The organism is Micromonospora sp. NPDC049662 (genome assembly GCF_040675055.1).
Lineage (GTDB): Bacteria > Actinomycetota > Actinomycetes > Mycobacteriales > Micromonosporaceae > Micromonospora.
This window is the reverse complement of sequence record NZ_JBFAOC010000042.1, coordinates 26,385-49,766: the sequence shown is the minus strand read 5'-3', so window position 1 is coordinate 49,766 and position 23,382 is coordinate 26,385. Positions and strand designations below refer to the sequence as shown.

The window sequence follows — 23,382 nt, the reverse complement described above, 5'->3', positions numbered from 1 at the left end:
CCGCCGTCGCGCCGAGGTCAGCCGCCACCGGGCCACTCCAGTCGAATCCGGGTGCCGGCGCCGGGCGCGGAACACACCTCGGCCCGCCCGCCGACCGCCGCCATCCGCCCCTGGATCGACTCGCGCAGACCGTACCGGTGCGCGGGGACGGTGGCCGGGTCGAAGCCGGGGCCGTCGTCGACCACCTCGGCCACGATGGCGACCGCGTCGCGGCTCAGCCGCAGTGTGGTCCGCGCGCCCGGGGCGTGCCGGACCACGTTGGACAGCGCCGCGTAGGCACTCTCGGTGATCGCGTCGGCCACCCCGGCGGGCACCGCGCAGGCGGTCAGCTGCAGGCTCACCGGCAGCTCGGGCAGCCGGTCGGGCACCGTGCGCAGCCGCTCGTCGAGCGGCACCGGGCCGTCGCCGGGCGTCGGGCCGCGGTCGGTCAACGCGACGAGGGTACGCAGGTCGGCGGCGCACCGCTCACGGAACGTGGCCGACGGGCCGGGTACCGCGCCCAGCCCCACCATGGTCAGGGTGCCGAGCACCGTGTCGTGCAGGTCCCGGTTCTGCTGGCGCTCCGCCTCCCGGGCGGTCCGGGCGACCAGCGCCTCCCGGGTCAGCCGCTGGTGCTCGGCGAACGCGTCGTCGGCCCGGCCGATCCGGCGGCGCATCACCCCCGTCATCATCGCGGTGCAGGCCGTCTGCACGAGCAGGGTGGCGGCGTGTGCGCGGGCCTCGGTGACGTCGCCGGCCGCCTGCGCGCCCGTCACGTAGGCCGCGGTCACCAGCAGTCCGGCCGGGATCGACCAGCGGACCTTGGCGGTGGCCTGCGCGTTGATAACCGTGGTGCTGGCGAGCACCGCGATCCAACTGCCCTCGCCGGGCAACACCTCGGGCGCCACCAGGCGGGGGATGAGCAGGCAGGCCACTGCGGTGATCGCGACGTCACCGGCGACCAGCGCTGGCGTGATCCCGTGGCGCAGCGCGCGGACCGCGTACCAGAGCGACCACCCGGTCAGCGCGGCCACGCCGGGCAGCAGCAGGGCCGCGTCCACCGGCGGGGTACGCACCGACAGCGCCACGGCGGCGCCGACCAGCCCGCACGTCAGCCGCAGCAGGGCCGGCAGGGTGGTGAAGATGAAACTGAACGCCCCGCCGGCAGGATTGTCCAGGGTGGGCGGTGGCACGGTCGGGGCGGCAGTCGCCGGCATCGGGAGGTGTCCTTCCGACAACGACCCGGTCCCGGGTCCGCGCGGCGGAGATCGACATCGGAGAATAGCATGGCGGACGGTGAGCGTTCACCCACCGTGCGCGTGGTGTCGCCTTGTCGTCACTCTGCGCTGCGGGGTTGGATCAGGTCCCAGCGGTTGCCGTAGAGGTCGACGAAGACCGCCACCGACCCGTACGCCTCGTGCCGCGGCTCCTCGAGGAACCGCACGCCGGCCCCGACCATCCGGGCGTGAGCTGCGACGAAGTCCTCGGTGTGCAGGAACAGGCCGACCCGGCCGCCGGTCTGGTCGCCCACCCGTGCCCGTTGTTCGGCGTTGCCCGCCCGAGCCAGCAGCAGGGCCGTCTCCCGAGCCCCGGGAGGCCGGACGACCACCCAGCGTGAGCCGTCCGGGCGAGGCGTGTCCTCCACCAACTCGAAGCCGAGCCCGCCGACGTAGAAGTCGATCGCCTCGTCGTACTCGTTCACGAGCAGCGCGACCAGTCCCAGATGTGCCATCCGCCCATTCTGCCGAGGGAAGCTCCGACGGCGGCGGGCGGTGTCACCCGTGGTTGGCGGCGTCACGCGGGAACCCCGCCGGCCGCCCGGCCGTCTCATCCGGCGGTGGAGAGGTGGTGAGCGGGATGCGCCCGGGTGGAACGAAACTGGTGGGGACGCTGCTCGGCCTGGGGTTGTGCGGCCTGGTACTGACCGGCTGCGCCAGAGGGGTCGACACGCCGAAGGGCCCCGGCCCGGCCGAGATCGCCGAGAAGTGGACCTCCTGCGCCGAGATCGCCCCGCAGGCGGGCGTCATGCTGCCCGTACCCCCAGGATCGGCGACGTCGCCGCCGGCCGGGGTCGAGCCGCGCGTCGGACGGATCGACCCGGCGTTCACGCCGGTCGCCGCCGTGCTGTGCGGTCGGGACATCGTGCGGGGGGCCGCTGGCGGCCGGGAGCAGGTGGCCACCGAGCGCCGCGCCGACGACATCGGTGAAGTGGTCGCCGCCCTGGGCCTGGCCGACGAGGCACGCGGCCGCGGGGAGGTCGCCTGCACCGCCGACATGCTCGTCCCGCCCTGGCTGGCGCTGCTCGACGACCGGGGCCGCTGGTTGCGCCCGTACCTGCCGATGGATGTCTGCGGCAAGCCGCGCCCGGAGGTCCGCGCGGCGCTGGACGGGCTGCGGTTGACCACCGTCGACAGCCGTACCCTCGGAGTTGTCGAATCTGCGGCGGCCGAGGCCGCCGGATGCGCGCAGCGGTGGGCGGACATGGTGTGGGTAGAGGCCACCATCGGTGGTCCCGCCCGCGTCGCGCCCGGCACCGCGCCGAAGACCGGGCCGCTGCGGCTCTGCGTCTACCAGGTGCCCCCGTCCGAGCGCGGTGGCGGCAAACCGGCCGGTGACTTCGTGTACGGCCGGCCGCTGCCGCCCGAGCGGCAGGCGGCCGTGCTGCGGGCGTTGGCCGGCACGCGACCGGCGGCCGACTGCGCGACCCCGGCGTCCCGCTTCGCGGTGCTCCGGGCCGTCGACGACAACGGGCCGGAGTGGTACGTCGAACTCGACGCCTGCCGGCGCTTCCTGGTGGTGGCACCGCCCGGCGGGTCGCAGCTCGGGCAGGGCGACGCCGCGCTGGCGGCGCTGCTGGGGCCGAGCTGAGCCGCCTTACTGGTACTGGATCGGCAGCGCCTTCTTGCCGCCGCCGGCGATCGAACGCTTGACGTTGGTGCCGCCGGACCAGTAGTAGCAGCGCACGCCGCGATCACCGCGCTCCCACAGCGAGCGGTTCGGAAAGCGGTACGAGGTGCCGGTGCGGTAGATCAGGTCGCCGTCCACCGGCAATTTCGCGTACCGGGCGATGACCTTGCGGCAGGCGGCGTGGATGGAGTCCTCGTCCCGGGTCGAGTCAAACCAGGAGCGATCCGGCGCCATCCAGGTGCCGGCGTACTCGAACTGATGTCCGGCGGTGCAGGCGACCGGCCGCAGCATGTGCCACTTGTCCTCGTTCATGCACCCGTAGTGCAGCGGGGAGCGGCTGGCCAGGGCGTTGCGCAGCGATCCGCCCCGCTGGATCGCCGCGTCGCTCTCGCCGTTCGGGCCGTTGACCTCGTCCAGCTCGAAGATGTCGCACCGGTACCAGCGCGCGCCACCCGACCAGGCGGCCGGCGACGCCACCGTGACCTGCACCGAGAGTCGGGCGTCGCGCCAGTCGCCGCCCACGAACTGCTTCGCGCGCTTGTCGCAGTCGGCGAAGGTCGACCGCAACGTCGCCGACTCCGTCTTGGGTGGCGCGGTGCGGGTGGCCAGAGCGCCGGTGAAGGTGCCGACGTGGAAGGTTTCCACCTTGTGGGTCGTCGCGCAGTCGACGGGGGAGTAGCTGCTCAGGTACGACGTGGTTTCGGCGGTGGGGTGACACTCGTCGGCCTTCGGGACGAACTGCTGCGCCGCCGCCATCGGCCGCCAGTCGTCGGCCAGGTCACCATCCGTGCCGGCCGGCGTGCCGCAGCCCGTTAGCACCAACGTGAGGAACGCAGCCGTGAGCGCCGCCCAGCCGTACCGTCGCATGTGTTTCTCCCCGTGCCCCCGTGTCGAACGCGCGCAGCATATGGCACCGCCACGACGGACCGGCACCGTCTTCCGGTGCGGCCTGGTTGGCCTTACCGCCAGGTGTCGGGGCGGGCCAGGTCGCCAGTCGGCCGGTACCCGCCGAGGATCGCCAGGCCGTCCGCCTCGGTGTAACCGTTTCCCCAGCCCTTGCGGAACGCCTCGACGAAGCAGGGTTCGACGGTCATCTCCAGGACGTCGCTGCCCTGGCGACGGGCCCGGTACGGGCCCGCGACGAGGTCGGCGGACCTGACCTGCTGGCCCGGAGCGGGCTGCGCCCGGACCGTCAGCCAGCGGCCGGCGTCGTCGCCGACGACGAGCGAACCCTCGACGAAGGCGGCCTTCTCCGACCGGCCGAGGGTGACCGAGCATTCGAGCAGCCGTGCGCCGGCCGGCAGCGACTCCAGGCGGAACGGCACCACACAGCGGCGGGCACCGTCGAACCGCACCCGGCCCGCCGTGGCGATGGCCTCGTCGCTGGTGGGCGCGTACGTGTCCAACTGCGCCCAGAGCCCGTCGGCGGGCTGCCAGCGGACGAACCACAGCTTCTGGTCGCCGGACGGATCGAACCAGGCGACCCCTGGCCGGTCGCCGACCCGTACGTCGGTCCGGGGCTGCGGCCGGCCGGACGAGGACAGGGTCTGCGGCAACGCGTCCAGCGCCGCGACGCTGCGCGCCAGCGCGAAACGCGCCGCGCCGTCCGGGCCCCGGAACTCGACGCTCTCGGAGCCGCGCCCCGCCCGCCACGTCGCGTATTCGGCACCACCGACCAGCGCGTCCGCCGAGAAGTGCACGGTGGTGGGGTCGGCGCCGACGGCCAGCCCGTTCTGCACGGTTGCCTCCGGCAGCAGGAGCGTTGTGGCTGGCGGTATCGGGTCGTCGGCGCTGGGGATGGTCAGGCCCACCGCGGCGAGGGCCACACACGCCGCCGCCGCGCTCGCGGCGAGCAGCCCACGGCGACGTCGCCGCAGACGACGGCCGTTCTGGCGGGCGTGCTCGACGATGGGCGTCGGATCGATGTCGCCACCGGCGCGATGCGCGAGCGTGGCGGCGAGCCGCCGATCGAGGTCGCTGACCATCAGAGGTCTCCTGCCCGTGCGGGGGTTGGTGCTTCCTGCCGTCTGCGCAGCGTCGTCAGGGCGCGCTTCGCGTGGGTGCGTACCGTGCCGGTCGAGCAGGCGAGGATCCCGGCGATCGTCATGTCGTCGAGATCCTCGTAGTAGCGCAGGACGATCACGGTGCGCTGACGCGCCGGCAGGTCGGACACGAGCCGCCACAGCGCGTCGCGCTCGGCGACGCCGGCGGCCTCGTCCACGTCACCCGCCCGATCGAGTACGGCGGCGACGGTGACCTCCCGGCTGCTACGACGACGCCACCACGAGTGGTGGGCGTTGACGAGCATGCGCCGGACGTAGGCATCCGGCTGATCCGTCCGCGAGATACGCCCCCAGCGGGCGTACGCCCGGGCCAGGACATCCTGAACCAGGTCCTCGGCCCGATGCTCGTCGCCGGTCAGCAGCCGCGCGAGCCGCACCAGCGCCGAGGTGCGGGCGAACGCGTATTCCTCGAACGTCACGCCCTATTAACGCCGCGGGCCGGGTCGCCCGTAGACACCCGTTCCGACTACTTGTCGCTCACGTAGGTCCCGCGCTGCGGCACGGTCATGACCAGTCCGCGCTCGCGCAGCAGGCGCACTGCCGCCCGGACCGTGCCGCGGGCGACGCCGTACTCCTGCTGAAGCGTGGACTCGCTGGGGATCGGTCGCTTCGGTGGCAGCTCGCCGGTCTCGATCCGTTTGGCGATCACGTCTGCGAGCTGCACGTACATCGGCGTCGGAGACAGCGGATCGATCATGAACGCAACTTAGGGCACGTCCATGGACGTCTAGACCTCCAGTACGTCTATGGACGTACACATACGTACAGCGCTGCGGTGACGGCAGAGAGGTTGACAGTCGGTAGGAGGCCGGATGCGAAGGGTCAATTTCGATGACTATCTGCTGTCGACGGCACTGACCCTCGCCCGCCGTCACCGTCCGGCCTGGAGTTGGGAACGTTGGCGTTACGTGTGCCGCTGTGGTGTGGAGCTGCCCTGCCACTCTCGCCACCGCATCCCCATCAATCGGGGCCTCTGGCCGGGCGAGGACCAATGACGCGGCACGGGCCGACCCTGCCGCTCTGGCTCTGCGAGACGTGCGACCGGCCCTGGCCGTGCGTCGCGCGACGAGAGGAACTGCGGGGCGAGTACGCGGAAGCTTCGTGCGCGCTGAAGCTCTACCTGGGCATGTGCTTCGCCTCTGCCCGCCAGGACATGAGCTGCGCGCCACCGGAGGCCCTTCGGCTCCGCTTCCTCGGGTGGGTGCCGTGACCGCGTTCAAGGCGGGTGATGTCGTGCTGATCGGTGCGGCGTGTTCGGTGCAGTTCAGCGGAGACCGCGTGCTCCGCGTACGGCTCGTGTCGATCGGCGCGGTCGACGCATACCACGGGTGGGTGTGGTTGACCGGCTACGTCCTCGACGCGAAGGGCACGGCCACCGACAAGCGGGAGGTCTACGTGCGCAGCGTCGGCATCACGGCTTGTATCCCGTCGTCATCTTCAGCGCGGTGCGAGCGCTCGGCCGTCAGCTCGACCGGTCGTGTGAGCGGTGCCAGGCGGCCAACACCTGTGCTTCCTTCTCTCGGCTGATCCCGATTTCGGCGGCCCGCTCGTGGTTGCCGGTGTCCTCGCTGTCGACCAACCACCGCCAGGTGTCCCGCACGGTCAATTCGAGAGGTCGGGTGCGGAGGCCGGCGGTCTGTGCGGCAGCGGTGTCGACGTTCCACACGCCGTCGAAGGTGCGCCAGAGCGGCAGCTCGGACCACTGCCGGACACCCTGGGCGAGCAGAAATTCGTCGGGCAGCCAGGTAAAGGAGACATCGGCCCGCGTCGAGTGGGCGCAGTGCGCGAGTAGGTCCCCGAAGGTCGCGCTGGCCACCGGAGCGCAGACGTTGAACGAGCCGGCCACGTCGTCGGTGATGGCGCGTAGTGCGAAGGCCGCCAGGTCTCGTACGTCGATCGGCTGGATCGCCCGGTCGGGTGCGCCTGGTGCCAATACCTGGCCACCAGCGGCCACACGGCGTAGCCACCACGGCAGGCGACCGATGTACTCGCGCGGGCCGAGTACGACACCGGCGCGCAAGATTGTGGTTCGGTCCGCTCCGAACGCGACGAGTGCCGCTGCCTCACAGCCGGCCTTCTGGTAGCCGTAGCGACTCGGTCCGTCCTCGGTGTCGGTGCCGTACTCCGGGCCGGCGTCCGGCGGGCAGCTGAGCAGCTCGGCTCGCTCGCCCAGCGGCTTGACCGGCCAGTCCCGGTAGACGCTGAGTGTCGACACGAAGACGTAGCGATCGGCGACAGGCGCGAGCGCGCGAGCGACGTCGAGAACATTCCTCGGCACGTAGCCCGAGGTGTCGACAACGGCATCCCATGGCCCGGCCGACGCCAGAGCGGCGACGTCCTCAGTCCGGGTCCGGTCGCCTCGGATGTTCCTTACGGCTTCCAGAAAGGGATCTGACGTGCCGCGATTGAAAGTCGTCACCTCCCAGCCGGCACCGATGGCAGCCGTAACGACGGCATGCCCCACGAACCAGGTCCCGCCGAGCACCAGCAATCGCATGGGTCCATCTTTTCCGACTGGGCGGGTCTAGGCTGCCGCCCATGACGAGCCCGCTCAGCAACATGCCGCTCTACCGGCAGTTGGCTGACCTGCTCGCCAAGCAGATCGAGGAGGGCAAGCTCCGACCTGGACAGCCCTTGCCGAGCGAACTTCACTTGCAGCAGACGTACGGCGTGGCGCGCGGAACCGTCCGGATGGCGATGCGCGAGCTGCGTGAGCGCGGCCTGGTCGTCACGGTGCACGCGCGAGGCACCTTCGTCGCCGAGCAAGGCTGACCCGCACCTGGCGCGGTGGTGTCCGACGAGGTGAGTCGGCTGCGGTCTCCGCTGGCTAAAGCGGGCTAACAGCTGATCGTCCGACTCGTGCTCGTGTCGTAGCGACGGACCACGAAGCGGATCTCCGGATACCGGCCGCCCTGGGTGCAGGCGACTAGAGGCAGATCCAGCAGTAGATGCTTTCCTCGTTCGTGCGCGCTCGGCGGGCCAGTCCAACGAACTCTCGCAAGCGAGACAGCATGACCTCCGGCCGCACGTCGCTGTAGCGGGACAACTCCTCGATGTGTGACCACTGCTCGGCCAGGCCCGGCAGGCGGTCGTCGGGGATCTCAGCAAGCACGTCGCGGGTGCGATCGCTCAGTACGACGACCCACGGCCCTTCGTACTCACGGTCCTCACCGGCGCCCTCCGGCCAGACAAGTCGTTCTCCGACAAGGTCGGCCTTCCAGGGCACGTCGAGGGCGAACGAGACGACCTGGCCGAGGACGACGGCCGGATCGATCCCTTTGCCGTCCACGGCATCCTCGACGGCAGAACCTTCGTCGCGCACCACCGGGCCGCCGTCGGTGGAGGCCATCAGCTTCACGACAGCTTCGTCGTCACGAGCGCGGAAGTAGTCGTACAGAACACCCACAGAGACCTCCCGATCGGCTGTCATGTCACCACTGCTGGGCGACCGGCAAAACGTACACACGGCCTGCGTCACTTTCCTGACCGGTTGGTGGGTGAACGCGATCTTGCGAAGGCTCGGTGATCGGCGATGGACTGTCTGCCGGGCCTCGGACGATGTCGCCAGACGACTCCACCAGTTCGACGAAGCGGCGCAGGATGGGCCAGGGGACGTCGCCGCCGTCGGCAATGAACGTCACGTCGCTCGCCGGACGTGGTGTGAACGGCCTGCCGTCCGGCGTCGCGTCGGGAATCGTGACGGTGATGTACGGGCCGGTCCCGGGGTGCTCCGGTCAGTCCAACCAGCTCGTACTGCCACGCGTGGTCGGGCAGGCTGTAGTAGGAGTTGACCTCGTACAGCTTGCCATCGTGATCCCAGACCTCCATTCCAGGAGGATCACACGTCCTCAACAGGGCGCGACGAGTAGATCCTGGACGTCGGCCGCCAATCTGGGCCGGGAGCTGTGTTCAGCGTTTGACCTCGTACCTGGTCAGGAGCACGCCGCCAGGGAACGTCCGGGTCTCCACCAGGCTCAGGTTCACCCACTTGTCGAGGGCGGTGAAGAACGGTTTGCCGCCGCCGATCAGGACCGGGTGGGTGACCAGCACGTACTCGTCGATCAGCCCCTCTCGCATCGCCGTCGCCGCGAGAGTGGCGCCGGCGATGTCCAGCGGACCGCCGTCCCCGTCCTTGAGTCGGGTGATCTCAGCGACCGCGTCGCCGGTGTGCAGGCGGGCGTTCCAGTCGACCGTGTCGATCGTCGAGGAGAAGACCACTTTCGGCATGTCCCGCCAGCGGCCGGAGAACTCGATCGATGCCGGTGTGGCACCCGGCTGCTGGTCGGCGGTCGGCCAGTGGGAACTCATCGCCTCCCACAGTCTGCGCCCGTACAGCGCCGTGCCGGTCGCCGCCACCCGGTCGGACCAGAACTGAAACAGCTCGTCGCTCGGCACACCCCATCCGAGGTCGTCACCGGGCGCGGCGACGTAGCCGTCCAGGCTCACGCTCATACCGAAGGTCAGTTTTCGCATCGTGCCAGTCTTCCGTAAGCCGCTATCGCCTACAGACCAGCACATCGCGCGAGACTCGTCGGTGCGGCCACGCCGGGGGTCGATTCGTCATGACGCTCGGGGCCAGCCCAGGAAACCCCCCGCCCCACCGCCCGCACCTGCTTATCCTCATTCAGTAGGCACCGGATCCGGAGGATCCTCGCTTCCTGCCACGGGTGGGAAAGACACCTGAAAAGGTACGAAGGCGTGCTGGCGAGACCGCGCGGTCTGCCACGCCGACCTGGCGCTCCGATCCGGGTCCCCGTCACGCCCGACGGCACCGCTCTCTCACCACGACGGGGGCACGATGATCAGCTACCCCATCGCACAACGCGCCCGCCGTGGCCGCTTCCGGCCCGGGGTCGCGGTGGTTCTTCTGCTGGCCGGGCTGCTGAACGCCGCCACGCCGGCGTGGGGTGCCGACGGCGGTCCGACCAGCACCGTCGAGGTGGCCTCCGACGGGGACGTGGTCGGTGCCCCCACACCCCTGCGCAACGTCCCCTCGGTGATCGCCGACGTGGCCGACGGCGAACTCATCGTCTACCGCATGCCCGGCATTCAGGGAGACCAGATCAACGCCACCGCGATGCTGTTCCTGCCCACGCAGGCACCCCCGGCCGGCGGGTGGCCACTCGTGGTCTGGGGGCACGGCACCGTCGGGTGGGCCCCGGAGTGCGCACCCAGCGTGCAACTCCAGGAGCACGGCAAGTGGGCCGACGGACCGAACGCCGCCCTGTTGGCGGCCATCCTGAAAATGAACATCGCCGTGGTCGCCCCGGACTACGAAGGACTCGGCCCGGTGGCCGACGGTGTTCCGGAGGGGCACGGCTACTACAACCTGGCCAGCGAGGGAAATTCGATGGTCTACGCGGCGGTGGCCGCGCAGCGACTCCTCGGCGACCGGCTGTCGGGTCAGTGGGTGCCGGCCGGATGGTCGGAAGGCGGCTTCGCCGCCCTGGCCGCGGCGTACTACTCCGACCGGGCCGCCATGGCGGATCCCGACCTGGAGTACCGCGGCACCATCACCCTCGCCCCGGTACCGGACGTGCCCGCCATGAACCGGGTCCTGTGGAACGACATCGAGCGGGCCGCGCGCTCCGGTCTCCCGCCGACGGAACACCAGATCGAACAGCTCGTCTTCGCCAACGCGGAAACGATCTACTTCACCAGGACCGAACGCTACGCCGGCTACGACATCGACCCGACCGTCATCTACGGCCCGAACATGCTGAAGTTCTACCGCGAGAACTGGCGCACCTGCCTGGACGACCTCAACCGCCTGGTCAAGCAGGACATCCAGAACTACCTGGCCGCGTCCCCGGCGAACCGGCTGACCACCTATCCCGGCATCCGTGGCGACACACCGAACTCGTTGCCCGAGAACAGGCGGTTCTACGCGGAGAACCAGGGCAGGTTGGAGAACGCGACGCTGCCGGGCTCGATCCTCTGGCTGTACGGGACCGACGACATCACCAGCCCCGCCACGGTCACCTGGAACGTCGTCAACAAGATGCTGATCAACGACAACGACGTCAACCTCGCCGTCCTGGAAGGGGCGGGCCACTACGACGTCTCCACCGCCGGTCTACCGCTGATCCAGGCCCGGCTCAAGCAGCTCTTCACGATCACGTAAGGCCGTCCGATGCATCTGGTGAGGCGGCAATGACCGAGGACGACAACCGCCCGCTGAAGCGGGTCGACAGCCTGGACGACCTGGTCACCTGGCTGCGGTGGCTAGCTGATGATGTCGCTCGCGATCCAGACGCGGTCGAGAACATGACCACAGACCGCTACCTGGAGGCGTGCGCGGCGTTCCTACAGGACCGAAGCCGCCTGCAGAGGCGTGCCGGTCAACCTCTCCCGGCGCAACCGACCTGGCAACTCCTCGCGGACGCCCTGCGCGCCGGCTGCTTCTACGAGTAGCCGCTACGGCCTGCGCCGCAGACGAATCGAGTCGTCAGAGCTGCTGGACGATCTGGATCGGGTTGCCGTCCGGGTCGGCCGTCCACGCGATCAGCAGGCGGTCGAGCCAGCGGTGCGGTGCGGCCAGGGCGGGGGCGCCGTTCGCCGTGAGGGCCGCGTACGCGCCGGCGGTGTCGTCGGTCCAGAGGATCACCGCCGCCCGCTGACCCTGCGGCACGGGATCGAGTCCGTGGTCCTCGCGCGTGGAGGCGACCGAGGCGATACCGATCTTGTAGCCGTCGAGCGTCAGGTCGATGTGGATCGGCTCGCCCTCGGTCGGCACCCGGAAGGTCTCGGTGAAGCCGAGACCGCCGTAGAACTCGGCGGCGCGAGGGACGTCCTCGCTGAAGAGAATCACCTGAGGAGTTCGGAACATCGACACGCGGCGACGCTATCAGCGGACCCAGGCGCAGGGTCAGGTTTGGTGAGCGGCAGTGGGGCGCAGGTGTTCCCGTTGCGGGTCGTAGCAGACGAGCCCATGATCGGCCGCTAGTTGCGCTGCTGCCGCTGATACCTCGTCGGCCCGGTTGAAGGGGATCGTGCAGCGTTCTGCGACGGCATCGACGTAGGCGCGGATCCGGGCCCCTGGAGCAACCCCGACATCGATCGTCCCGCCTGGCGGCCGGGAAACACCTCTTCCGGTGGGGGCGGGCGCGCCTGGACGACGGATGAATCACCGGATGTCAACTGTGCAGCCTTCGGCTTCTAGAATGGCCGCCACACGTCCTGCCTCTTCGCGGCTGATGTTCTGTAGAACAGTCGCCGGAGCTGACTCAACCAAGTCTTTGGCCTCTTTGAGGCCGATTCCGGTCGTCTGGCGAACTGCTTTGATTGCCTGAATGATCCCGTTCTTTCCGTAGCTCATCAGAACGACCGAATAGCCGTCCTGCGGGCGAACTCTCAGTAGTTCCCGCACTCCTTCAAGAACTTCTCGCAGCACGTCACCAGTGTCGCGCACCTCCGGGGCGACCTGCGACTCCGGGCTCTTGGATATTGCGCCTACAGCATTCGAGAAATCGGCCCAGCTGCGATCGAACGCCTTCTGAAGCCGAGTGGTGCTGAGCGGTGCGGAGCATGTCTCGTTTATGGACGAGACAAGCCTTAGCATATCTTCGCTATCGGTGGCCATGGTGGCCTGAAACTGGGCGATAGGCCCAGTGACATCGGCTGGTTTGACGTTGAGAAGCACTGGGCGGACCCGAGCTTCGGTGAGAGATTTGGCCAGAGCGCCCGCCTCGAAGTTGAGCCATGGAGAGCTGACGTTCTCGGCGGTAACGCAGATTATTCCCTGGCTTCCCTTTTGCAACCTCGCGCCAACTTCGGCTAGCCAGCGTTGGCCTTTGGCTATGTCTTCAGTGGACATCCACGGGGTCACCTGCTGGATAACTTCCGGCAGCCAATCACGAAGAGACCGGGCCAACTGATTGCTTCTCGACCCCGACCAGCTAATAAAAACTTCCATCAGTATCCTCAGGAATGCGTTGGGCGCTCCGGCAAATATTGCCGAGTAACGATAGTCGGCCTGGCGCTACTGAGCAACACCCTTCGGATTGGTCGAACGGTTGACGACGCACCCAACCATCGGGCAGGGGCTGAACCATCTCGGTATCTCCACAGGCAGGCAGTGAGCTTGGTGAAGACTTCCGAAGATGCGGAGAACGATGGCTCCTGATGGCCTGGCCTCCGCCACCTTTTTCCCTGCTAGTTGCCCGTCGCGCGGAGATGTGTAGATGCGTTTCTCGGGTGTCACGCGTCGCGGTGTGCTACCCAGAAGACGGAGCGGTCGCCTCGGTCGTTGGGGCCAACGCGGATGACGTGACCACCGCGCCAGCGTCCGGCATGGCCGGAACTACCTGTGCGCCCGGCAGGATTCGAACCTGCGGCCTTGGGATTAGAAGTCCCCTGCTCTATCCGCTGAGCTACGGGCGCGCGGCGTGGAAGTCGCGCCAGAAGGGTACCGCCGACCCACCGCGTGTCGGGTCGATGGGTGCCGCCTCCACGTTGCCGTGCAGAGTCTCACGAGGCGGCTCCGGTCGGCATCCGGGTTCCCGCGAGGAGGCCGGTCGTCTCCCCGTACCCTCGGCTGGTGTTGCTGGACCCCGACGCCGAGAGCAGCGTCGCCTATGAGCTGTGCCAGGTCGTCGGTCGGGCGATCCTGCCCTACCGGGCGGCCGACGCCTACGGCACCGCCTTCTTCTTTCAGGGCGGCGACGACCCGGTGGGGGAGGCGCTGCTGACGGCGGCCGACCTCGTCGGCGCGGCCGGCGGTGAGCTGGGCCTGCGGACGAGCGTCACCGAGCCGGCGGGCGTCGCGCCGGACGCTGTCGCCCAGGGCGAGATCGTGCCCGGTTGGTCCAGCTTTCCGGGTGACGGGGTCGCGGTACTGCCGACCGCTGGCCTGCACCGCTACGCCGGCGACGGCGGCTGGCGGTGGCGCGTGCAGCCGGTACCGGCGGAGATCGCCGCCGGGCCCGAGGCCGTCGCCGACCTCGGCGCCGACGCCAGTTCCGCTTTCGTGCTGGCCCATGGGGTACGCGAAGACGGCTCCCGCCCCCTGGAGGTGGCGATCGAGCGCGTGGTCCGCGACGGGGACGACGTGCGGATCACCACGGAACTACCACCGGGGTACGTGGGTGCGCCCGTCTTCGTCGTGCAGGCCGACGCCACGGGCGACGTGTCGCTGTACTGCCTCGGCCTGGTGCTGCCCGGCGTCGGCGGGCACCCGGTGGCGACCTTCGACCGGATCGGCGCGGTCCTCTCGGCCGCGCGCGGCGACGCCTGAACCCGGCTCGACCGCTCAGTCACCGCCCACCTTCCTTCGACGCTGCTGGCCCGCCGAGCGGGACCGGTCAGTCGCACGAGCGCGCCGACGTTTCCGAGGCTGCTCGGTCGCTGAGCGCCGTCGCCCCGGGGCGGTCAGCTCGTTCGGGCCGGCGGACAGGTCGCTGACCACAGCTTGGGCGCGGGCGGTCGTCCGAGCTGGGTCGGATCAGTCGCCGACCGCTGTTGCCTCGGCGGTGTCGGTCGACGGGCGGCGGCTCTGCGGCAGCGTGGGCGCGTCGGTGTCGGCATCGTCGTCGGCCGGGGCGGTGGGGCCGGCGGCCAGGAACGCCTCGGCCCAGCGACCGACCTCGTCGAAGACCTTCGCCCGTACGACCGGGCCGGAGAGCGTGAGGTCGTGCAACCCGCCGTCGAAGCGGGCCAGGGTCACGTGCTGGCCGAGGCGGGGCGCGTACTTCACCATGTGCCCGACGTCCAGCACCGCGTCGGCCAGGGTGGCGTTGTCGTGCCACTTCTTGCCCCGGAAGGAGCGGGTCGAGCAGGCCAGCAGCACCGGCACCGGGATGTCCAGGCCGGCGCGCAGCCGACGCTGGCCGGTGCGGATCGCGTTCAGCCAGCCGGCCCGCACCGGGAACCCGGCCAGCGGCTTCCAGGCCAGGTCATAGGTCCACTCGCCGCGGTGGTCGGCGTGCAGGCTCTCGCCGTACACCGTGCCCAGGCCCAGCGGCAGCACGCGGTGCGGCGCCCTGCGGCCCAGCCGGGCGACGGCGGCCGCGAGGGGTCGACGGACCACCCAGGGAGCGTTGAGGTCGAAGAAAGGGCTGTTCAGGACCAGGCCGTCGACGATGCCGGCGTCGCGGCGGGCGTCGGCCCAGAGCGAGATGATCAGGCCGCCGGTGGAGTGGCCCATCACCAGCAGGGTGTCGTGCTCGTCCTCGCCGCGGATGATGTCGGCGGCGGCGTCCAGCTCGGGAAAGTAGTCGCTGATGTCGCGGCAGAAGTTCGGCGTCTGGTGCGCGAGCAGACTACGACCGTACTTGCGCAGGTCGAGCGCGTAGAAGTCCCAACCACGCTCGGCGAAGAAGTCGGCCAGGTGGGTCTGGAAGAAGTAGTCGACGAACCCGTGCACGTAGAGCACCGCCCGCCCGGTGGGCCGCTCGGCCCGCCGCCGGACCAGGGTCGCGACAACGGGACCTTCGTCGTCGGCGCCCAGGTCGATCGTCCGCCGCTCGTAGGGCAGCCCCAACACGTCCGGTTCCACAACCGCGACGCTACGCCCGCAGCCCTACCCAACGGTAGCCCCGCCCCGCCTGGCGCTCTCGCCCTGCCCGGCCCCCGCCCGGCCCTCGCCCTCGCCCCTGCCCGGCCTCCGCCCTCGCCCGCCCCGCCCCTGCCCGGCCTCCGCCCGCGCCCGCCCCGCCCCTGCCCGCGATCTTGCACTTTCTGTTGCGGCATAACCACTGGAAAGCCGCATATCGGCGTCCGAAAGTGCAAGATCGCGGGGCGGGGGCGGGCGCGGCGGGCGGGTCGTGGGTCAGACCGTTTCCGCGTCGGCGCGGGCCGGGTCCTCGTCGATCGGGTCGATCTCGCCCTGGGGCTGCGGGATGTCGCGCAGGTGCTTGTTGTTGCGCGGCTCCTGCTTGGTCTTGGCGTCGTTGAGCTTGCGACGCAGGTCGTCGCGGACGTCGTTGAGGGCGGCGTGCAGGTCCTCCTCGGTGGAGGTGGTGACGATCTTCTGCCGGCCGGCGATCCAGCACTCCAGCGTGACCTTCTGACCCCGCGCCTCCCGGTCCTTCACCGACACCTCCAGCTCGGTGGCGTCGGCGTGGAAACCGGCCAGCCGGGCGTCGAGGGTGGCGAACTGCTCGGCGATCCAGTTGCGGTCGCCCTGCGAGAACCCAGCGCCGACCCGCAGGCACTCGCCCACGGTCGCCGGGTTCGCCACGGCGCTCATCGCCGCACCTCGGAAACGGTCGCGGAGCCGAAAGTAGTGATCGTCATGGTGCTGACCTCTCGTCGACGTGGAGCTTGTCGGTGGTGCGTTGATCAAATCCATACCCAGTTCGGTCGGCTCCGGAACCGCCCTTGGCCGTTCGGGTGGGTCGGCCGTACCACAGCAGGGGCTTGATCAGGGCGTTGTCCACAGGTGGCCCGTTGTCCACAGGTCCGGGTGGCGGCGCTGGCGGTGGCCGTCGACATCGCACAGGCTCGATGCCGAGTCGACTCGCGCTGGCACACCCCCGATCCCCTGGAGGGACGATGTTCGACACGTACGTCACGATTGTCGGCAATATTCTGACGGCGCCCGAGTGGCGCCGGACCAAGGAGAGCAACACGCTGGTGGCCAATTTCAAGGTCGCCTCCACCGCACGCCGCCTCGACCGCGACAGCGGCCGTTGGGTCGACGGGAATTCGCTGCGTGTCCGCGTCAACTGCTGGCGCAAGCTCGCCGAGGGCGTCGCCGCGTCGGTGATGGTCGGCGACCCGGTGGTGGTCTGCGGTCGGCTCTACACCCGCGACTGGATCGACGAGGCCGGCACCCACCGCACCCTCTACGAGCTGGAGGCGGTCGCCGTCGGCCACGACCTCTCCCGGGGACGCGCCCGCTTCCTGCGTAACCGGCCGACCATGACCACCAGCATCGTCGAGGACGCCGCCACCGAGAGCCGCGTGCACGGCGAGCCCACCGAGCCGGTACCCGCCGAGGAGGCCCCGGCGCTGCCCGACGACGGTCCGCTCGACGACGACTTCGAGCTGCCCGAGTACGCCGCACCGCGTACCAGCCCCCTGGGCCACGGCCCGCTCGACGTCGCCCTGGACGACGACGGCCGCACCCTCGCGGCGGCGGCGGACGACGCCGACCCGGAGGACGACCCCGACGACGAGTTGGGGCCGGTACCCGACGAGGGTCAGCCGGATGTCCCGTCGTCCGGTCGGGGCCGGCGGGGCCGAGGCCGGGTGCCGCAGCCGGCATGAGTGTCCGGTCCCGGGGCGGCAGCGCGGCCGTGTGAGGTCCCGACGCCGTACGCGCCGGGGGCACGACGGGGGCGGGGTGGCGGCGCGGCTCGCGTCGTCACCCCGCGTGAGCAGAGCGGGTGGAGGAGACTTCGGTGGAGTACGGCAGGCGCGGCTGGCTGATGCGGTGCTCGTCTAGGCTGGCCGGCCGGGGGTGGTGAGCGTGCGACGGACAGCACCGGTGGCGAACGCGGTGGGCCTGGTGGCCGGTTACGCCCTGGACCGGTTGCTCGGCGACCCCCGCCGGTGGCACCCGGTCGCCGGGTTCGGCCAGGTGGCCGGCGCTCTGGAGCGTCGCCTGCACCGCCCGGACCGGACCGCCGGGGCGGTGTTCACGGCATTGGCGGTCGGCGGGCCCGTGGCGCTCGGGGTGGCCGCCGCGCTGGCCACCCGGCACCGGCCGGTGAGCCGCGCGGTCCTCGTCGCCGCCGGCACCTGGACCGTGCTGGGCGGCCGTACCCTGCGGCGCGAGGCCGCGATCATGGGTCGGACGCTGCGCGACGGCGACCTGCCCGCCGCGCGGGAACGCCTCGGCAACCTCTGCGGGCGGGACCCGTCGACCCTGGACGAGTCGGAGTTGGCCCGCGCCACCGTCGAGTCGGTCGCGGAGAACACCTCCGACGCGGTGGTCGCCCCGCTGCTCTGGGGCGCGGTCGCTGGCCTGCCCGGTTTGCTGGGTTACCGCGCCGCGAACACCCTGGACGCGATGGTCGGGCACCGGTCCGAGCGCTACGCGCGGTTCGGCACCCCCTCCGCCCGGCTCGACGACCTGCTCAACCTCGTGCCGTCCCGGCTGACCGGGCTCCTCACCATCGCCGTCGCTCCGGTGGCGCACGGCGACCGGGAGCGCGCCTGGCGGGTGTGGCGGCGGGACCGCAACGACCACCCGAGCCCCAACGCTGGCCAGTGCGAGGCGGCGATGGCCGGCGCGCTCGGCGTCCGCCTCGGTGGCCGCAACAGGTACTTCGGGCGCTCCGAGGTCCGCCCGTTCCTGGGCGACGGCCCCCGTCCCGAGGCGCGACACCTCAAGCGGGCCGCGCGCATCTCCGGCGCTGTCGGCCTGGCAGCCCTCGGGCTGGCCGCCGCCTACCCGCTGACCGTCGGTCGCCTCGCCGGCGCGGTCGCGCGGCAGGGCCTGCGCGCCGCGACGGGTCGGGGCACCGGCCCGGTGCTGAGCCGGGAGGCGTTTTCGCGGGGCCGCTGGGCAGGCGGCCCGCCGCCCGTCCGGTCGGAGCCGGGTCGGGTCGGCGGCGTCCCGGGGTGGGGGAGCGGGCGATGAGCGGCGGGCTGCTGGTCGCCGGCACCACCTCGGACGCCGGCAAGAGCGTGCTCACCGCCGGCATCTGCCGCTGGCTGCACCGGCGGGGCGTGAAAGTGGCGCCGTTCAAGGCGCAGAACATGTCGAACAACTCGGCCGTCGTGGTCGGGCCGGACGGGCGGGGTGGGGAGATCGGCCGCGCCCAGGCCATGCAGGCCGCGGCGTGCGGGCTCGCACCCGACCTGCGCTTCAACCCGGTGCTGCTCAAGCCGGGCAGTGACCTCGCCAGTCAGGTGGTGCTCCTCGGCGAAGCGGTCGACACGATCACCGCCGGCACCTTCCGGCAGCTGCGACCCCGGCTCGCCGAGACCGCGTACGCGGCGTTGGCTGAGCTGCGCGCCGCGTACGACGTGGTGATCTGCGAGGGCGCGGGCAGTCCGGCGGAGATCAACCTGCGGGCCGGGGACTACGTCAACATGGGGCTCGCCCGGCACGCCAACCTGCCCGCCATCGTGGTCGGCGACATCGACCGGGGCGGCGTCTTCGCGTCGATGTTCGGCACGGTGGCCCTGCTCGACCCGGCCGACCAGGCTCTCGTCGCCGGCTTCGTGATCAACAAGTTCCGGGGGGACCTCGGCCTGCTCCAGCCGGGGCTGGACATGCTGCGTCGCGTGACCGGCCGTCCCACGTACGGGGTGCTGCCGTGGTCGCTCGACCTGTGGCTGGACGCGGAGGACTCCCTCGCCTACGGCCGGATACTCGGCCGTCCCGCCGCCCCACACGGCACCGAATGGCTGGACGTGGCCGTCGTCCGGCTGCCTCGCATCAGCAACGCCACCGACGTGGAGGCGCTCGCCACCGAGCCGGGTGTCCGCGTGCGTCTCACCGTCGAGCCGGCCGAACTGGCCTCCGCCGATGTGATCGTCCTGCCCGGCTCGAAGTCGACCGTCGCGGACCTGGCCTGGCTACGCGAGACCGGCCTCGCCGACGCGGTCGCCGCCCACGCGGCAGCCGGCAAGCCGCTGCTCGGCCTCTGCGGCGGGTTCCAGATGCTCGGCCGAGCCATCCACGACCCGGTCGAGAGTCGGCAGGGCAGCGTAGCCGGGCTCGGTCTGCTGCCCATCGAGATCACCTTCGATCCCCGCAAGACCGTCCGGCAGTCGGTGGGCGCCGGCCCCGGCGACGTGACGGTCCGCGGCTACGAGATCCACCACGGGTACGTCTCGCAGTCCGACCCGGACCTGCCCCCGCTGCTGACCGGGGCCGACGGCGCGGGCGAGGGAGCGGTGCTCGGCGCGGTGCACGGCACGCACTGGCACGGCGCGTTCGAGTCCGACGGGTTCCGCCGCTGGTTCCTCACCGAGGCGGCGCGGCTGGCCGGGCGTACCGGCTTCCGGGTCGCGCCGGCCACCAGCTTCGCCGCCGCCCGGGAACGCTCGCTCGACCTGCTCGGCGACCTCGTCGAGGAGCACCTCGACACCGACGCCCTCTGGCGTCTCATCGAGACCGGCGCACCCGAGGCTCTTCCCTTCATCCCGCCCGGCGCCCCGCCCACCTGAGCGCCACCCCCACGACGGACCACCGCCTCCAGCGCCGACAGCGCCACCCCGCGACAGACCACCGCCTCCGGCGTCGATCATGGAGTCGTGGTGCCTGATATGTCGCTGATGGCCCTCTGCGTCCGCCACCACAACGTCATGATCGGCGAGGTGGGATAGCGGGCTGGTCAGAGGCGGATGTCGGCGGGGCGGTCGGTGGTGGGCAGACCGGCGGCCAGCCACGCGTCGACGCCGCCGATCATGTCGGTGGCCCGGCGCAGCCCGAGGGTCTGGAGGCTCGCGGCGGCCAGGCTGGAGCTGTAGCCCTGGCGGCACACCACGATGATCTCCCGGTCGTACGCGGTGGCCTCCGGGATGCGCCAGGCGCTGGCCGGGTCGAGCCGCCACTCCAGCACCGTGCGGTCGATGACGACCGCCCCCGGGAGGTCACCCTGTTCGCGGCGCTGCGTGTCGGTACGGGTGTCGACAAGCAGAGCGCCACCGCGGACCGCCTCGACGGTCTGCTGTGGAGTCAGTCGGTGCAGCCCGGCGCGGGCCTGTTCGAGCAGGGCGTCGATGCCGGGGCTCATCACGTCTCGGAGCACCACCGAATCATGCCGACTCGGCTACCGGCCCGCGCGGCGAACCGATCGCCCGTCACCCCTCGCCACCCCAATTCCCCCGGACGTGAGAATGGCCGCCCCAACAGGCTCAGCCAGACGTGTCACCCGGCCGGGATCGGCATGATCGACTCGATTTCCGTGAGGTCGGGGTGTCGTGGCGGGCGGGAGAGAGCGACATCCGTGAAACCGAGTCGATCACGGCCAGACCGCCGAGCCTGGCGAGCGCGGACCAGGGGAGGGGCATACTGCGCTCGTGCACGGACTCTTCGCCAGGGGACCGCTCGGACGCACGGGGCCGCCGCTGCGTGAGCCCGGCACCCTTCGACACCGAAACGACGCCGATGGGCCGACCGAGGGTTCCGCCGCGCAGGTGGCACCGGTGGCAGTCGTCGAGGCGTACGCCGAGGTGGCGCGCCGGGTGCTCGCGGGCCCGGCGCGGTTGGGACGGACCCGGCTGGTCGCCGTCGACGGGCCGAGCGGCGCGGGCAAGAGCCGGTTCGCGGCGCACCTCGCGGACGCCCTGGCGGCGCTGCCCGGCGGGCGGCCGCCCGTGGTGCACACCGACGACCTGCTCGACGGCTGGGGCGACCAGTTGACCTTCTGGCCCCGGCTCGACGGCGAGGTGCTGGCCCGGCTGCGCCAGGGGAAGCCGGGCGCGTACCGGCGGTACAGCTGGGTACGGCGGTCCTTCCTGCCCCGCCCGGTGCCGGTGCCGGTGACGCCGGTGCTGATCGTGGAGGGGGTCAGCGCCGCGCGTGCCGTCGTCCGGCCGGAGCTGACTCTCGCCGTCTTCGTGACCGCGCCCGCGCCGCTGCGGCTGGCCCGCGCGGTCGAACGGGACGGGGCGAAGATCCTGCCGGAGCTGCGCCGCTGGCATGTTGGTGAGCGGGCGCACTTCAGCGCCGACGACACCGCCGCGCACGCCGACCTGGTGGTCGACGGAGCGCCGACGCTGCCGCTCGACGCGTCGCGCTACTTCGTGCGGGTCCCCGCTGCGGGTGCGGGCTCGGCCGGCCGGCCTGGGTAAGGCCGGCATACGATGCCGGTCATGACCTCACCGATCATGTCCGAGTCCGAGGTGCGGGCCGCCGTCGAGCGGGAGATGCCCGGCGTCCGGGCCGACCTCGAACGCCTCGTCCGTATCCCCGGCATCGCCTTCGACGGCTTCGACCACTCGCACGTCGAGCGTTCCGCCGAGGCGGTCGCCGAGTTGCTGCGCGGCTGCGGCCTGGACGTCGACATCGTGCGTTCCGGCGGGCAGCCGGCCGTGATCGGCCGTCGCGCCGCCCCGCCCGGCGCGCCCACCGTGCTGCTCTACGCCCACCATGACGTGCAGCCGGTCGGCGACCGGTCGCTGTGGGAGTCCGACCCGTTCGAGCCGGTGGAGCGCGACGGCCGCCTGTACGGCCGGGGCGCGGCCGACGACAAGGCCGGCATCATGGCGCACGTCGCGGCCCTGCGGGCGTACGGGGACGCGCTGCCGGTCGGTGTGGTGCTGTTCATCGAGGGCGAGGAGGAGTTCGGCTCCGACTCGTTGGAGCGGCTGCTCGTCGAGCACCGCGACGAGATCGCCTCGGACGTCATCGTGATCGCCGACTCGGGCAACTGGGACATCGGCGTACCGGCGCTGACCACCTCGCTGCGCGGCATCGTCAACTGCTTCGTCGAGGTGCGCACGCTGGACCACGCCGTGCACAGCGGCATGTTCGGCGGCGCCATCCCGGACGCGTTGACCGCGCTGGTCCGGCTGCTGGCGACCCTGCACGACGACGCCGGTGACGTGGCGGTGGACGGGCTGGTCGGCCGGGTGGGCGCCGCTGTCGACTACCCGGAGGACCGGGTACGCGCCGAGGCCGGGCTGGTCGAGGGTGTGCAGTTCATCGGTACCGGCCGGCTCACCGACCGGCTCTGGACCAAGCCGGCGCTGGCGGTGCTCGGCATCGACGCCCCGGCCACCGGTGAGGCCCCGAACGCCCTGGTGCCCGCCGCGAAGGCGAAGCTCAGCGTCCGTCTCGCCCCAGGCGACGACCCCAAGCGGGCGTACGCGGCGGTGCGCGCCCACCTGGAGAAGCACGCGCCGTGGGGCGCTCAGGTCACGGTCACCTTCGAGCACGACGGCAACCCGTGCGTGATCGACGCGTCCGGGCCGATGTTCGACGCCGCCCGCTCGGCGTTCCAGGCCGCCTGGGACGGCACCGAGCCGGTGGACATCGGCGTCGGCGGCTCGATCCCGTTCATCGCCACCTTCCAGGAGATGTTCCCGCAGGCGGCGATCCTGGTGACCGGCGTGGAGGACCCGCACGCCCGCGCGCACGGTCCGAACGAGAGCCTGCACCTCGGCGAGTTCGCCAAGGTCTGCCTCGCCGAGGCGCTGCTGTTGGGCAAGGTGGCCGCTGCGGCGGAGTGATAACGGCAAGTTTGCGCCTGAACTGCGTGTTTACGGCGTGTCGTCGATGGGGTTGTTATAGGCTTTCGAACATGAGTACGAACGAGGTGATGGCCCGGTTGGGGGCCGCCGTCAGCGCACTGGGGGACGTCGACGTCTCCGCGTGGTCCGAGGACACGCTCAACGAACAGCTCGGTGAGCTCTCCGCCGCCCTGGTCGCCCTCGACTCGGTGCTCTCCCGGGTGGCCGGTGAGGTCCGCGCCCGAGGGTTGCGCATCGAGGAGCCCGTCTCCGCCTGATTCCCGCCGCCCCTTGAGTGCCTTGAGAACCAGGGCCAGCGGGCTGCGGCACCGCGCCGACACCGCCCGGGCACGGCAAT

The 23,382-nt window shown here is 71.2% G+C and carries 27 protein-coding genes, 1 tRNA gene and 1 pseudogene; 13 read left to right on the top strand and 16 right to left on the bottom strand.

From position 1 onward, the window contains the following. Positions 1–17 precede the first annotated feature (17 nt). Positions 18–1,196: an ATP-binding protein gene (locus tag AB0J36_RS25470; protein ID WP_357133670.1), complete on the bottom strand. Its 1,179-nt coding sequence runs from the start codon at positions 1,194–1,196 to the stop codon at positions 18–20. 119 nt (positions 1,197–1,315) lie between these two features. After that, positions 1,316–1,711 carry a VOC family protein gene (locus AB0J36_RS25465; RefSeq protein ID WP_363661197.1) on the bottom strand — a complete coding sequence of 132 codons (396 nt, stop codon included), beginning with the start codon at positions 1,709–1,711 and terminating at the stop codon, positions 1,316–1,318. A 116-nt stretch (positions 1,712–1,827) separates the two neighbouring features. Between AB0J36_RS25465 and AB0J36_RS25460 the strand changes: the two genes are divergently transcribed. Further along, positions 1,828–2,847, top strand: a complete 1,020-nt coding sequence (locus AB0J36_RS25460; RefSeq protein WP_363661196.1) for a hypothetical protein — start codon at positions 1,828–1,830, stop codon at positions 2,845–2,847. Between the two features lie 6 nt (positions 2,848–2,853). On the opposite strand, the gene AB0J36_RS25455 is transcribed toward AB0J36_RS25460, so the two are convergent. The 4 genes from AB0J36_RS25455 to AB0J36_RS25440 all read right to left on the bottom strand — a co-directional run bounded on the left by AB0J36_RS25455 (position 2,854) and on the right by AB0J36_RS25440 (position 5,646). Further along, positions 2,854–3,753: a septum formation family protein gene (locus AB0J36_RS25455; RefSeq protein ID WP_357133666.1), complete on the bottom strand. Its 900-nt coding sequence runs from the start codon at positions 3,751–3,753 to the stop codon at positions 2,854–2,856. Between the two features lie 92 nt (positions 3,754–3,845). Further along, positions 3,846–4,871: a hypothetical protein gene (locus tag AB0J36_RS25450; RefSeq protein WP_357133664.1), complete on the bottom strand. Its 1,026-nt coding sequence runs from the start codon at positions 4,869–4,871 to the stop codon at positions 3,846–3,848. Then, complete coding sequence (locus AB0J36_RS25445; protein ID WP_357398614.1) at positions 4,871–5,368, bottom strand: SigE family RNA polymerase sigma factor; 498 nt, start codon at positions 5,366–5,368, stop codon at positions 4,871–4,873. The genes AB0J36_RS25450 and AB0J36_RS25445 overlap by 1 nt, the downstream gene beginning before the upstream one ends. 47 nt (positions 5,369–5,415) lie before the next feature. Beyond that, complete coding sequence (locus tag AB0J36_RS25440; RefSeq protein ID WP_357133660.1) at positions 5,416–5,646, bottom strand: GntR family transcriptional regulator; 231 nt, start codon at positions 5,644–5,646, stop codon at positions 5,416–5,418. Positions 5,647–5,940: 294 nt separating this feature from the next. Between AB0J36_RS25440 and AB0J36_RS25435 the strand changes: the two genes are divergently transcribed. Together AB0J36_RS25435 and AB0J36_RS25430 are read left to right on the top strand one after the other, a co-directional pair. Continuing rightward, a complete protein-coding gene (locus AB0J36_RS25435) occupies positions 5,941–6,159 on the top strand; it encodes a hypothetical protein (protein WP_357398611.1) in 219 nt (72 codons plus the stop codon). Further along, complete coding sequence (locus tag AB0J36_RS25430) at positions 6,156–6,476, top strand: hypothetical protein (protein ID WP_363661195.1); 321 nt, start codon at positions 6,156–6,158, stop codon at positions 6,474–6,476. Before AB0J36_RS25435 ends, AB0J36_RS25430 begins: the two co-directional genes overlap by 4 nt. Here AB0J36_RS25430 and AB0J36_RS25425 read toward each other — a convergent pair. Beyond that, on the bottom strand, positions 6,412–7,446 hold the full coding sequence (locus tag AB0J36_RS25425) for an NAD-dependent epimerase/dehydratase family protein (RefSeq protein ID WP_357174709.1): 1,035 nt from the start codon (positions 7,444–7,446) through the stop codon (positions 6,412–6,414). The genes AB0J36_RS25430 and AB0J36_RS25425 overlap by 65 nt on opposite strands. 41 nt (positions 7,447–7,487) lie before the next feature. Between AB0J36_RS25425 and AB0J36_RS25420 the strand changes: the two genes are divergently transcribed. Further along, the gene (locus AB0J36_RS25420) at positions 7,488–7,721 is read left to right on the top strand and encodes a GntR family transcriptional regulator (protein ID WP_357174712.1); all 234 of its coding nucleotides are present in this window, start codon (positions 7,488–7,490) and stop codon (positions 7,719–7,721) included. Positions 7,722–7,875: 154 nt separating this feature from the next. Here the strand turns inward: AB0J36_RS25420 and AB0J36_RS25415 are convergent, their stop codons facing one another. The 3 genes from AB0J36_RS25415 to AB0J36_RS25405 form a co-directional block, all read right to left on the bottom strand. Beyond that, positions 7,876–8,355, bottom strand: coding sequence for a hypothetical protein (locus AB0J36_RS25415; RefSeq protein WP_357174716.1), 480 nt, complete (start codon positions 8,353–8,355; stop codon positions 7,876–7,878). Between the two features lie 25 nt (positions 8,356–8,380). Further along, complete coding sequence (locus AB0J36_RS25410; RefSeq protein ID WP_357174719.1) at positions 8,381–8,590, bottom strand: hypothetical protein; 210 nt, start codon at positions 8,588–8,590, stop codon at positions 8,381–8,383. A 268-nt stretch (positions 8,591–8,858) separates the two neighbouring features. Continuing rightward, positions 8,859–9,422: a dihydrofolate reductase family protein gene (locus tag AB0J36_RS25405; RefSeq protein ID WP_357133646.1), complete on the bottom strand. Its 564-nt coding sequence runs from the start codon at positions 9,420–9,422 to the stop codon at positions 8,859–8,861. A gap of 325 nt (positions 9,423–9,747) precedes the next feature. Between AB0J36_RS25405 and AB0J36_RS25400 the strand changes: the two genes are divergently transcribed. After that, a complete protein-coding gene (locus tag AB0J36_RS25400) occupies positions 9,748–11,073 on the top strand; it encodes a hypothetical protein (protein WP_363661194.1) in 1,326 nt (441 codons plus the stop codon). A 29-nt stretch (positions 11,074–11,102) separates the two neighbouring features. Next, a complete protein-coding gene (locus AB0J36_RS25395) occupies positions 11,103–11,363 on the top strand; it encodes a hypothetical protein (RefSeq protein ID WP_357133642.1) in 261 nt (86 codons plus the stop codon). Positions 11,364–11,397: 34 nt separating this feature from the next. Here the strand turns inward: AB0J36_RS25395 and AB0J36_RS25390 are convergent, their stop codons facing one another. The 3 genes from AB0J36_RS25390 to AB0J36_RS25380 form a co-directional block, all read right to left on the bottom strand. Next, positions 11,398–11,778, bottom strand: a complete 381-nt coding sequence (locus AB0J36_RS25390; RefSeq protein ID WP_357133695.1) for a VOC family protein — start codon at positions 11,776–11,778, stop codon at positions 11,398–11,400. A 297-nt stretch (positions 11,779–12,075) separates the two neighbouring features. Next, positions 12,076–12,864, bottom strand: a complete 789-nt coding sequence (locus AB0J36_RS25385) for a ribosomal protein L7/L12 (RefSeq protein ID WP_357133640.1) — start codon at positions 12,862–12,864, stop codon at positions 12,076–12,078. Positions 12,865–13,258: 394 nt separating this feature from the next. Further along, a tRNA-Arg gene (locus AB0J36_RS25380) sits at positions 13,259–13,331 on the bottom strand. A 157-nt stretch (positions 13,332–13,488) separates the two neighbouring features. Between AB0J36_RS25380 and AB0J36_RS25375 the strand changes: the two genes are divergently transcribed. Beyond that, positions 13,489–14,184: a hypothetical protein gene (locus AB0J36_RS25375; protein WP_357133638.1), complete on the top strand. Its 696-nt coding sequence runs from the start codon at positions 13,489–13,491 to the stop codon at positions 14,182–14,184. Between the two features lie 207 nt (positions 14,185–14,391). Here the strand turns inward: AB0J36_RS25375 and AB0J36_RS25370 are convergent, their stop codons facing one another. Together AB0J36_RS25370 and AB0J36_RS25365 are read right to left on the bottom strand one after the other, a co-directional pair. Further along, a complete protein-coding gene (locus AB0J36_RS25370; RefSeq protein WP_357133636.1) occupies positions 14,392–15,444 on the bottom strand; it encodes an alpha/beta hydrolase in 1,053 nt (350 codons plus the stop codon). 273 nt (positions 15,445–15,717) lie between these two features. Continuing rightward, entirely contained in the window at positions 15,718–16,137 is a 420-nt protein-coding gene (locus AB0J36_RS25365; protein ID WP_357174729.1) for an HPF/RaiA family ribosome-associated protein, read from the bottom strand. A 305-nt stretch (positions 16,138–16,442) separates the two neighbouring features. Between AB0J36_RS25365 and AB0J36_RS25360 the strand changes: the two genes are divergently transcribed. From AB0J36_RS25360 to AB0J36_RS25350, 3 genes are all read left to right on the top strand, one after another. Next, the gene (locus AB0J36_RS25360) at positions 16,443–17,159 is read left to right on the top strand and encodes a single-stranded DNA-binding protein (protein ID WP_357133632.1); all 717 of its coding nucleotides are present in this window, start codon (positions 16,443–16,445) and stop codon (positions 17,157–17,159) included. Between the two features lie 202 nt (positions 17,160–17,361). Beyond that, complete coding sequence (locus tag AB0J36_RS25355) at positions 17,362–18,477, top strand: cobalamin biosynthesis protein (RefSeq protein WP_363661193.1); 1,116 nt, start codon at positions 17,362–17,364, stop codon at positions 18,475–18,477. After that, positions 18,474–20,015 carry a cobyric acid synthase gene (locus tag AB0J36_RS25350; RefSeq protein ID WP_357133628.1) on the top strand — a complete coding sequence of 514 codons (1,542 nt, stop codon included), beginning with the start codon at positions 18,474–18,476 and terminating at the stop codon, positions 20,013–20,015. Before AB0J36_RS25355 ends, AB0J36_RS25350 begins: the two co-directional genes overlap by 4 nt. 167 nt (positions 20,016–20,182) lie before the next feature. Here AB0J36_RS25350 and AB0J36_RS25345 read toward each other — a convergent pair whose 3' ends face one another. Then, positions 20,183–20,584 carry a rhodanese-like domain-containing protein gene (locus AB0J36_RS25345; protein ID WP_355052319.1) on the bottom strand — a complete coding sequence of 134 codons (402 nt, stop codon included), beginning with the start codon at positions 20,582–20,584 and terminating at the stop codon, positions 20,183–20,185. A 412-nt stretch (positions 20,585–20,996) separates the two neighbouring features. Here AB0J36_RS25345 and AB0J36_RS25340 point away from each other — a divergent pair. The 3 genes and pseudogenes from AB0J36_RS25340 to AB0J36_RS25330 all read left to right on the top strand — a co-directional run. Then, a pseudogene (locus AB0J36_RS25340) lies at positions 20,997–21,688 on the top strand (hypothetical protein); the annotation flags it as partial. Then, positions 21,681–23,024: a dipeptidase gene (locus AB0J36_RS25335; RefSeq protein ID WP_357174811.1), complete on the top strand. Its 1,344-nt coding sequence runs from the start codon at positions 21,681–21,683 to the stop codon at positions 23,022–23,024. The pseudogene AB0J36_RS25340 and the gene AB0J36_RS25335, both read left to right, overlap by 8 nt. A 71-nt stretch (positions 23,025–23,095) precedes the next feature. Beyond that, complete coding sequence (locus tag AB0J36_RS25330) at positions 23,096–23,302, top strand: hypothetical protein (RefSeq protein WP_030333429.1); 207 nt, start codon at positions 23,096–23,098, stop codon at positions 23,300–23,302. Positions 23,303–23,382: the final 80 nt, after the last annotated feature.